Origin of the sequence: Paenibacillus sp. RC73 (genome assembly GCF_044908085.1) — a bacterium.
Classification (GTDB): domain Bacteria; phylum Bacillota; class Bacilli; order Paenibacillales; family Paenibacillaceae; genus Paenibacillus; species Paenibacillus terrae_A.
This window is the reverse complement of sequence record NZ_JBIYCV010000005.1, coordinates 429,469-440,961: the sequence shown is the minus strand read 5'-3', so window position 1 is coordinate 440,961 and position 11,493 is coordinate 429,469. Positions and strand designations below refer to the sequence as shown.

The 11,493-nt window shown below is 50.5% G+C and carries 1 protein-coding gene; it reads left to right on the top strand.

Going from position 1 to position 11,493, the window contains the following annotated elements:
* Positions 1-164 precede the first annotated feature (164 nt).
* A complete protein-coding gene (locus ABH897_RS15045; protein ID WP_404592332.1) occupies positions 165-11,408 on the top strand; it encodes an amino acid adenylation domain-containing protein in 11,244 nt (3,747 codons plus the stop codon).
* Positions 11,409-11,493 lie beyond the last annotated feature (85 nt).

Below are 11,493 nucleotides of genomic sequence, written 5' to 3'. Positions count from 1 at the left end.
ATCATTTTCTAAAATGCAATGATTTCACTTTGCGTGTGCAGAGGGCGGCGGCTTATCCGACTGCCCTTGCCCGCAAAGTATTATTTTTCCGACACAACGCTCATCTACGTAACAACGCACCATTCCAACCGGGGTACAGACCCCATAAAGCAGGAGGGATGTCATTGAAAGCCTTATTTGAGAAGGAAAAAAATTACTGGAGTCATAAGCTGGAATCCGAGGATCATATCATCTGCCTTCCATACACCAACAACGTGTCCAAGGATGCAATTGTAACGAATTTAAATTCCCTTACGTACACGCTCACATTTCCATCTGAAATTTCCGAGCGAATATTGTCTATAACAGGTGGCGCTCCATGGGCAGTGTTTATGGTTCTGCTTGCTGGAGTAGAAAGTCTGTTACATAAGTACACAGGTGAGGAACGTGTGCTGCTGGGCATTCCGGTAGCCAAGTCTGGCAACGGTGCTACAAAGCCGATCAATCATCTGCTTATACTGAAAAACACACTGGATTCCACAACGACCTTCAAAGCCTTGCTGTCTCAAATCAAAACCTCTGTCAGCGAAGCGATTGAGCACCAAAATATACCTTTTTGGAACTATACCGAGGGGCTTGAAATTCCACGTAACGAGGATGAAAAGCCTCTGATTTACACCACGGCGTCTATGCAAAATATCCATATTCCTGATTTTTCGAATTATGTACAGTCTGAGTTTGATTTGCAATTTCAGTGGGAAAATGCAGCGGTTTCCCTGAACGTGAAGTACAGTAGCGACCGTTATAACGAGGCGACGATTGAACGCTTTGTTGAGCAACTGTTGCGCTTGTACAGCGTTGTTCTGCATCAGCCAGAACTGGAGATTTCCGCAGCACAACTGCTGTCAGAGCAAGAAGTGGAGCAGCTGCTTCATACCTTCAACGATACAGCTGTGGATTATCCACGTCATGCGTCCATTCATGAATTGTTCCAGAAACAGGTGAAGCAGGTCCCACAGCAGGTGGCGGTAGTGTTCGGAAAAGATAGCCTAACCTATGGAGAATTGAATGAAAAGGCCAACCGTCTAGCTCATACATTACGTAAGCAAGGGATCTGCACCGAGCAGACTGTCGGCATTGTGGCTGAACGCTCGATTGAGATGATCGTCGGTATGCTTGCAATTCTCAAGGCAGGCGGAGCATATGTCCCGATTGACTCCGAATACCCGAATGAGCGCGTACGCTATTTGCTGGAGGATTCTGGTGCTAACATACTGCTCGTACAGCGAATGGAGCATCGGCCCGTTGATTTTAAGGGAACTGTGCTCGACCTGAGCGATTCCGCAATTTATGGAACGGATGATGCTGATCGTTTCGATCCGGTTTTGCGGAACGACAACGAGACGTATGCTGACGTAACTGGCATCGGATATGTAGATTGCTTAAACCCGCTCTACTCCATTTCCGCTAGTCCTGAGCTTGCTTCTACTACAACCACACAACCAGAAATTATACAACCAGAAGTTACGCAATCAGAACAAGTGGAGGCAACCGCTGCTGATCGCTTGGCCTATATCATGTACACCTCTGGAACAACTGGCCAGCCGAAAGGGGTTATGGTGGAACACCGCAATGTCGTCCGTCTAGTGAAAAATACAAACTACGCGCAATTGAATGCCGATACGCGTATTTTGCAGACCGGGGCCGTTGTCTTTGACGCGTCCACCTTTGAAATTTGGGGTGCGCTATTGAACGGTGGACAGCTGGTGCTGGTGAGTCAGGATGTCATTCTGGACGCGCCGAAGCTCAAGGAAGCGGTCCGCAGCCACGGCATTACCACGATGTTTCTGACCACACCGCTCTTTAACCAGTTGTCCCAGCAGGATCTGGCGCTGTTCGAGGGGATACGGGAGCTGCTGGTCGGCGGGGATGTGATGTCCGTTCCGCATATGAACCGGGTGCTGGAGGCTCATCCTTCCCTGCGGATCAGTAACATCTATGGCCCAACCGAAAATACGACCTTCTCCACCATGCATGCGATCGCCGGTGTGCAATCCGAATCGGTGCCAATTGGCCGCCCAATCACTAACTCAACGGCGTATGTCGTGGATCGCTCGATGCAGCTCCAGCCTGTCGGGGCGTGGGGTGAGCTGATCGTCGGCGGTGACGGGGTAGCACGTGGCTACCGCAACCGTCCGGACCTGACGGCTGAAAAGTTCATCGACAGTCCGTTCCGCAGCGGAGAACGCTGCTATCGCACAGGCGACCTGGTACGCTGGAAGGCGGACGGGGCGCTGGAATACAAGGGACGGATCGACGCCCAGGTGAAAATTCGGGGCTACCGGATCGAGCTGGGCGAGGTGGAAGCGCAGCTGTTGAAGCTGGAGGCGGTGCAAGAATCCGTCGTTATTGCACATGAGGATGAGCAGGGGCAAAAGCAGCTCTGCGCTTATGTGGTGACCCATGAGGAAGTAACAGCAAGTGAGTTGCGCAGCGCTTTGAGCCAAGAATTACCGGGCTACATGGTGCCGTCATATTTTGTACAGCTGGAGCAATTGCCACTGACACCGAACGGCAAGGTGGATCGCCGGGCGTTGCCGCAGCCGGAGGGAAGTATAAGCTCAGGCGCAGAATATGTAGCTCCTCAAAATCAATTACAAGTACAACTGGCGAGTATCTGGAAAGATGTGCTGGAGCTTGAGCGCATTGGGATTAAGGATAACTTTTTTGAAGCAGGAGGGCACTCCCTGCGAGCGACACATGTTATATCACTTATTCATAAGGAATTGCATAAAAATGTGCAGCTAAAGGACCTGTTTCAGCACCCGACGATTGAACAGCTTGCGCAGGTGATTGAAGCGCTGGAGCAAACCGCCTATGAATCCATACCTGTTACGGAGAATAAGCCATTTTATGCGGTGTCCTCGGCACAAAAACGGATGTATATCCTCAATCAGCTTGATGGAGCGGGAATTAGCTATAACATTCCTGGCGCTCTGACACTGACAGGTTCATTTGATCATAATGCACTGGACAATGCGTTCCGCCAGCTTATTGACCGCCATGAAATATTGCGTACCAGCTTTGAGACCATGAACGGTGAACCTGTCCAGCGAGTACATGACGAAGTTTCTTTTCGTATGGAGTTGATTCATGCCCATGGAGCTGACCCAAAGGAGACGGACGAACTAGTACGCGACTTTGTCCAGCCGTTCGATCTTGGACAGGCTCCGCTTTTCCGAGTCGGTTTGATTGAAACAGATCCAGAGCATCATATTTTACTACTGGATATGCATCACATCATTTCGGACGGTACCTCTATAAATGTGATGATTCAGGACTTCATCCATTTATATACAGGTGACACACTGCCACCATTGCGCATTCAGTATAAGGACTACGCTGCTTGGCAACAGGAGCAGCAGCAAAGTGAACGCTATCGGCAGCAGGAAAGCTACTGGCTGAATACCTTCGCAGGAGAGCTGCCTGTGCTGGATATACCAACCGATTATCCACGTCCGGCGACGAGAAGCTTTGAAGGAGATTTGCTGGAATTTACGCTCGATCAACGGCAGAGCGAAGGTTTAAAAAGCATTGCGGTACAGACGGAATCGACATTATATATGGTGCTATTGGCAGCTTATACGACTTTGCTTAGCCACTACAGCGGGCAGGAGGATATTATCGTCGGTTCACCGATTGCGGGGCGGCCCCATGCTGATCTTGGTAGCCTGATCGGGATGTTTGTGAATACACTGGCAATCCGCAATGTTCCGGAAGGCAGTAAGACCTTCCGCGATTATGTATTGGAGGTCAAGGAAAATGCGCTGAAGGCATTTGAACATCAGGATTATCCGTTTGAAGAGCTGGTGGACAAGCTGGGCGTGGATCGAGATTTAAGCCGTAATCCGTTATTTGATACCATGTTTGCTCTGCAAAATTTGGAGCAAAAGGAGCAGCAACTGGAAGGCTTGCAATTGACACCCTATCCGAGTGAACAAAATACTGCAAAATTTGATTTGAGTCTGTTCGCGATGGAGGATGGGGAGCAAATTGCCTGCGGTCTTCAATACGGAACCCGACTGTACAAACGGGAAACCATCGAACGACTGGCTGTACATTTGCAGCAGCTTATCCATGCGGTGATAGAACAGCCGGATATCGCTCTTTCGGCTATTGAAATGGTTTCGTACCAAGAAAAAGAGCAGATTGTAATGCAATTCAACGATACAGTAGCAGACTATCCGTATCCACGTGATCAAGTGCTGCATGTGCTGTTCGAGGAACAGGCCGCACAATCACCGGATCGGCTGGCTGTCACCTTTGCGGACACACAGCTCACCTACCACGAACTGAAAGAACGCTCCGACCGTCTGGCACGTATACTCGCTTCTCATGGGATACGGCGCGGCTCCGAGCCAGAGATACAGCGAGTAGGGATTATGGCGGAGCGCTCCATTGAAATGATCGTGGGTATGCTGGCGATTTTGAAGGCCGGAGGGGCTTACGTTCCCATTGATCCCGAATATCCTGAGGAGCGTATCCGTTATTTACTGGAGGATTCCAGTACTCGGCTGTTACTTTCACAGCGACGTGAGCAGGTTCCTTTTGAACCAGGTATTCCGATCATAGATTTGAGTGATGAACAACGATGGAGTAGCGAATCTGAACTTTACGCTCATGTGGATGAATCTGCTGCTGTTCCAATGGAGGGATCTTCCTCGGATCTTGCGTATGTGATCTACACCTCTGGTACGACAGGCAAGCCGAAGGGCGTGATGATCGATCACCGTAATGTCGTGCGTTTGGTGAAAAACAAAAGCTATGCCACGCTTGACGAAAATACGCGTATGCTGCAAATGGGTGCCGTGGTGTTCGATGCCTCCACGTTTGAAATCTGGGGAACGCTGCTGAACGGAGGTCAACTGTATGTGGTAAGTCATGACACTATTTTGGACGCCGCCAAGCTCAAACAGGCGATTGACAAGTATCGTATTAACACCATGTTCATGACCACGGCTTTATTCAATCAGCATTCACAGCAAGCTATTGGAGTGTTTTCCTCCCTGAAGGAATTGCTTGTGGGTGGTGATGTGTTATCCATACCACACGTCAATCGTGTGCTGAAGGAGCACCCGCAGCTTCGTTTGGCCAATATTTATGGGCCGACGGAAAACGCCACCTTTTCCACCATCTATGACATTACAGAACCGCAAACCCAAGCTATTCCCATTGGGCGTCCGATTGATCATTCGACCGCGTATGTGGTCAATCGTTCGTTGAAGCTGCAGCCGATCGGAGCCTGGGGGGAACTGATCGTCGGTGGTGACGGTGTGGGACGTGGATATCTGAATCGGCCGGAGCTCACGGCGGAAAAGTTTATAGAAAGTCCGTTCCGGCCCGGGGAGCACTGCTATCGTACAGGGGATTTAGTGCGTTGGCGTGCAGATGGCGTGTTGGAGTACAAGGGAAGAATGGATGAGCAGGTCAAAATTCGCGGCTACCGCATTGAGCTGGGTGAAATAGAAACCCGTTTGTCCACGATTGCAGGAGTGAAGGAATCGATTGTTACCGTACGGCAGGATGATAACGGGCAAAAACAGTTGTGTGCTTATTTTGTAACAGACAGCGAATTGAGCGCCAGTGACTTACGTAACGTTTTGTCGCAGGATCTGCCTGGCTATATGGTGCCTTCCTATTTTGTGCAACTTTCCAGACTGCCTTTGACGCTGAATGGTAAAGTAGACCGCAGGGCTCTGCCTGCACCGGAGCAAAACGTCGATACAGGCATGGATTATGTAGCACCCGAGACGGATGTTCAGCAAGCACTGGCTACCGCCTGGGGGGCAATTCTTGGGATTCAGCGAGTGGGCATACAGGATAACTTTTTCCATCTGGGTGGCGACTCCATCAAGGCCATTCAAGTGTCGTCCCGATTGTTTCAGGCTGGATACAAGCTGGAAATGAAGGACTTGTTCAAATACCCGACGATTGCGGGACTAAGCAAATTTATTCAGCCTGTTAACCGAATAGCAGAGCAGGGAGAGGTTACAGGTTCTGTTTTGCTTACACCGATTCAGCGCTGGTTTTTTGAACAGTCAACGGCAGAGCCGCACTATTTTAACCAATCTGTCATGCTTTATCGACAAGAAGGCTACGATGAACAGGCACTTCGGCAGGCACTCAACCAGATTACATCGCACCATGATGCATTGCGTATGGTTTTTCGTTCGTCGGAGAATGGGTATACGGCATGGAATCGTGGTATAGAGGAAGGCGAACCATACCATCTGGAAATCTTTGATTATAGGGACAGCAAAGTAAACGAGGGCGATTTGGCGAAGATGGTTGAAGCCAATTGCAATGAAATTCAATCCAGCATTTCCCTAAGCGAAGGGCCGCTCATGAGGCTGGGGCTGTTCCGTTGCCCGGATGGAGATCATCTGCTGGTCGCGATTCACCATTTGGTGGTGGACGGGGTATCCTGGCGCATTTTATTCGAGGATTTGGCAACTGCTTATGATCAGGCCTCCAAGGGGGAACCGGTGATTCAGTTACCTCATAAAACGGATTCGTTCCAAACGTGGGCCCAGCAGCTGTACGCTTATGCCAATAGCCCAGCCATGGAACGTGAGCGCTCGTACTGGGAGGAGCTTGCACAAGCCGAGCTGGCTCCCTTGCCGCAGGATTACGGGCATCATGAGCACAAAAAGCCGTTGATTGGTGACAGTGAGTCGGTTACCGCTGTATGGACTAGTGCGGAGACAGAGCAGCTGCTCAAGCAGGCCAATCGTGCCTACCACACGGAGGTTAACGATCTGTTGCTGACGGCGGTAGGGATGGCATTGCAAGCGTGGAGCGGATATGAGCGTTTCCTGATACATCTGGAGGGGCATGGACGCGAAGCTATTTTACCTGAGGTAGACATTACCCGAACAATTGGGTGGTTTACAAGCCAATATCCTGTTTTGCTTAATATGCCGCAAGAAATTACTCTTTCGCAACGGATTAAGCATGTGAAGGAAGGACTGCGCGGCATCCCGAAAAAAGGGATTGGCTACGGTGTACTGAAATATTTAGCCGACCGCCAGACACAGGCACCGGAGGCATCTCCAGCCCTATTTACGACAGATCCCGAAATCAGCTTTAACTATTTGGGACAGTTCGATCAGGATATGAAAGGGAACGACTTGCAATCATCCTCATATGGGGGTGGGATGCCGCTGAGCCCGACCATGGCTCGGACGTATACGCTGGATTTTGGCGGCATCATTTCGGGAGGTCAGTTGGGTCTGACGATTAGCTATAGCCGTACCTGCTATCGACCGGAGACGATAGAGCGATTGGCGAAATTACTGGAATCGAGTCTGCGTGAAATTTTGACGCATTGCATTCATAAAGAACACCCGGAGCTGACCCCAAGTGATATTTCCTATAAAGGAATGAGTGTGGAGGGCTTGGACAGCCTGTTATCTGAAATGGGTGCTGCGGGTGAGGTTGACAATGTATATGCACTGACCCCGATGCAAAAAGGAATGCTGTTTCACAGCCAACTGGATAGTCAAGCAGCCGCGAATGACGCGTATTTTGAGCAGGTTTCTTATGATATGCGAGGTCGGATGGACATTCGGGCTTTTGCAGAAAGCCTGAATATTCTGGTTCGGCGACATGAGGCGCTGCGTACACATTTTTATTTTGGCCGGGATACGGAGCCGTTGCAGGTGGTGTATCGAAGTCGGGATTGCGGCTTTCAATATGAGGATTTACACAAGCTGGATGTGGGTACAAGAGATACCTGGGTGAAAAACTTCGAGTTGGAGGATAGAGCACGGGGCTTTGATCTGCGTCGAGATGTCCTGCTGCGTGTAGCGATTTTACGTACCGGAGAAGACAGCTATCATTTTGTATGGAGCTTCCATCATATCGTCATGGACGGCTGGTGTCTGTCCCTTATAAATAAAGAAGTGTTTGAAAGCTATGCAGCACTTCAGGAGGGCAGAGTGCCAGAGCTGGCACCGGCAGTGCCGTACAGCAGCTTTATTGAATGGCTGGAAGCACAGGATGGCAAGGCGGCAGCCGACTACTGGAGCAGCTATTTATCCGGGTATGAGCAGCAAACAGCACTACCAGCTATAAAATCCGGTCGAAAGAGTGAAGGCTACAAGGCCAGCGATTGGGCGACGGATTTGGAGCGTGAGCTGACCCTCCGGGTGGAGGAGACGGCTAAGCGGTATCAGGTGACCATGAATACGTTATTACAAACCGCATGGGGGATTGTGCTGCAAAAATATAACAACCACAGTGATGTCGTATTTGGCAGTGTTGTCTCAGGTCGTCCATCGGATATTATCGGGGTCGAGGATATTATCGGCTTGTTCATTAATACCATTCCCGTTCGCATCCGCTGCGAGGCAGGGGAATCTTTTGCAGAAGTTATGAAGAAAATGCAAGAGCAGGCGCTGGCTTCTCATGCATATGATACGTATCCACTGTTTGAAATTCAGGCATTGACCGACCAGAAGCAGGATTTAATTAACCATATTATGGTGTTTGAAAATTATCCGGTGGAGGAGCAGGTCGAGGAACTGGGAATTGACGGGCAGGAACCATTCCCGATTTCCAACGTGGTGGCTGCAGAGCAGACCAACTACGAACTGAACCTCGTCGTTATGCCGGGAGAATGCATAAAGATTCGTTTTATGTATAACGCGTTAAGCTTTGATCAAACAGACATTGAGCGTCTGCATGGACATTTTGTGAACCTGTTGGAGCAAGTTTTGCTTAACCCGAATGTTTGCGTAGAAGAGCTGGAACTGGTTACAGCGGCGGAAAAACAACAAATTACAGGAGAGTTTAATGACACTGCCTCTGCATATCCAAGCAATCACACGATCCAAAAACTGTTTGAGGAGCAGGCAGAGCGCACGCCGGATCATATTGCTGTAGCTTTGGGTCATCAATCATTGACCTATCGAGAACTCAATGAGACGGCCAACCGTCTTGCACGTACCCTGCGTGCGGAAGGCGTTGAACCGGATCAGCCGGTAGGCATTTTAGTACAGCGCTCGCTGGAAATGATCGTGGGCATCTATGCGATCCTCAAGGCAGGCGGCGCATATGTACCAATTGACCCGGAATATCCGACGGACCGGATCCGTTTCATGCTGGAGGACTCGGGAGCGAAGCTGGTGCTGACGCAATCGCATTTGGCCGAGCAAGCGTCGCTGAGCTTCGACGGCAAGGTGCTGGTGCTGGACAGCGAAGAAATTTACCAAGAAGACGGCTCGAATTTGGCACCGCTGGCTGGTCCGCACCATGTAGCCTATGTCATCTACACCTCCGGCTCCACTGGAAAACCGAAGGGCGTTATGGTCGAACACCATTCCGTGCTGAACCGGATTTTGTGGATGCATGACCGTTACGGCTTGAGTGCGGAGGATACGATCCTGCAAAAGACCGCCTTCACCTTCGACGTGTCGGTGTGGGAACTGTTCTGGTGGTCGATGGTTGGCTCGAAGGTGAGTCTGTTGTCGGTTGGCGGGGAAAAGAATCCGGAGGACATCGTCGAAACGATTGCCCGCGATAGCGTAAGCACGATGCACTTTGTGCCTGCGATGCTGCATGCATTCCTGGAGTATGTGGAGCAGCAGCCGCAGGAAGTAATGCAAGCGAAGCTGGGAACGCTGCGTCATGTATTTGCCAGTGGGGAAGCGTTGCCTCCGCAGCATGTGGCACGTTTCCAACGGCTCGTGTCAGGAATCGCTGGAGCGAAGCTGATCAACCTGTACGGACCGACGGAAGCCACGGTGGACGTATCGTATTTCGATTGCGAGCCGACGGAGGAATATGCCGTTATTCCAATCGGAAAACCGATTCAGAACATCCGTCTGTACATCGTGAAGGAAGGGACGGAGCAATTGCAGCCGATTGGGGTAGCAGGGGAGCTGTGCATCGGCGGTGTAGGCGTAGCGCGAGGCTATCTGAACCGTCCAGAACTGACGGCAGAGAAATTCGTTGCTGATCCGTTTGCCGGTGGCGAAGCAGGCGATGAGCGGATGTACCGCACGGGCGATTTGGCGAGATGGATGCCGGACGGCAACATCGAATATTTGGGCCGGATCGACCATCAGGTGAAAATCCGGGGGTACCGGATCGAGCTGGGCGAGGTCGAATCGCAGTTGTTGAAGGTGGAGTCGGTACGAGAAGCGGTCGTCATGGCCCGTGCAGATGAAACAGGCCAGCAGCAATTATGTGCTTACTTCACTTCCGATGAACAGCTGACCATCCGTGAGATTCGAGCTGTGATGTCGGCCAGTCTGCCGAACTATATGATTCCATCCGCATTCGTACAGCTGGATCGGTTACCGCTGACGACAAACGGCAAAATCGACCGCAAAGCTTTACCTGTGCCGGACAAAGCGCTGCACACGGGCATAGAATATGTCGCACCGCGAACCGATGTGGAGCAGTTGCTGGCAGCCATTTGGCAGGAAGTGCTCGAAATCCCGCAAGTGGGTATCCACGATGACTTTTTCACGTTGGGGGGACATTCCTTGAAAGTGCTGGAGCTTGTACGCAAAGTCCACCTTGCCACAGACATCGAGCTTCCAATCCGCAGTGTTCTGGAGTTCCCGACCATCGAAGAGCAGGCGCTCGCATTATTGAAATCGGATTTGCAATCTAAGGCAGATAGTCCAATCATTCGATTGAATGAACACGGTCCTGTCTCCATCTTCTGCTTTCCGCCCATGCTTGGATACGGGCTGTCGTTCGCGGAGCTTGCGAAACAACTGGATCAGGATGCAGTCGTGTATGGATTGGAGTTCGTAGATGATGCAGCGGATGAGCAGGAAATGCTGGCACGGTATGTTGATTTGATCGTCAGCACGCAAGCGCAAGGTCCGTATGTGCTGCTTGGTTATTCCATAGGCGGTAACCTGGCGCATAAGGTTGCCGACACACTGGAGCGTCAAGGTCATGCTGTATCCGACATTTTGATGCTCGATTCGGTCAAAAGGAAGGAAGCCCTGCCCTTCACAGTCGAAGAAACAGAGCACGAAATTCATGCCATGCTGGAACAGGTTCCCGAATCCTACCGTGAGCTGTTGAATGAAACATACCAGCGTAAAATGATCGCTTACGCGGTGTATGGCAACCAGCTTGTGAATACAGAGAGCGTTCAGGCGAATATTCACGGCTTTGTCGCCGTTGGATCGGAAACGGTCAAGGGTACAGAAGACAATCGACTTTTATGGAAAGACGCTACACAAGGAAGCTATGAAGAGCATAGCTTGATTGGCAATCATTATGAACTGCTGGAACCCGGATTTATCGAGGAAAATGTAAAAAGTATCCGTGCCGCAATACAAAACATAATCCGGAACATGGACAAAGACATGGCACAAGATCTGGCACATCATAATTCTTGAAAAACTACGGTCGATGATTTGACTGGAGTTCACTAATTTTTAATCTGTAACCCATGAATCCTGATCGAACATGTAAGAAGCCTGC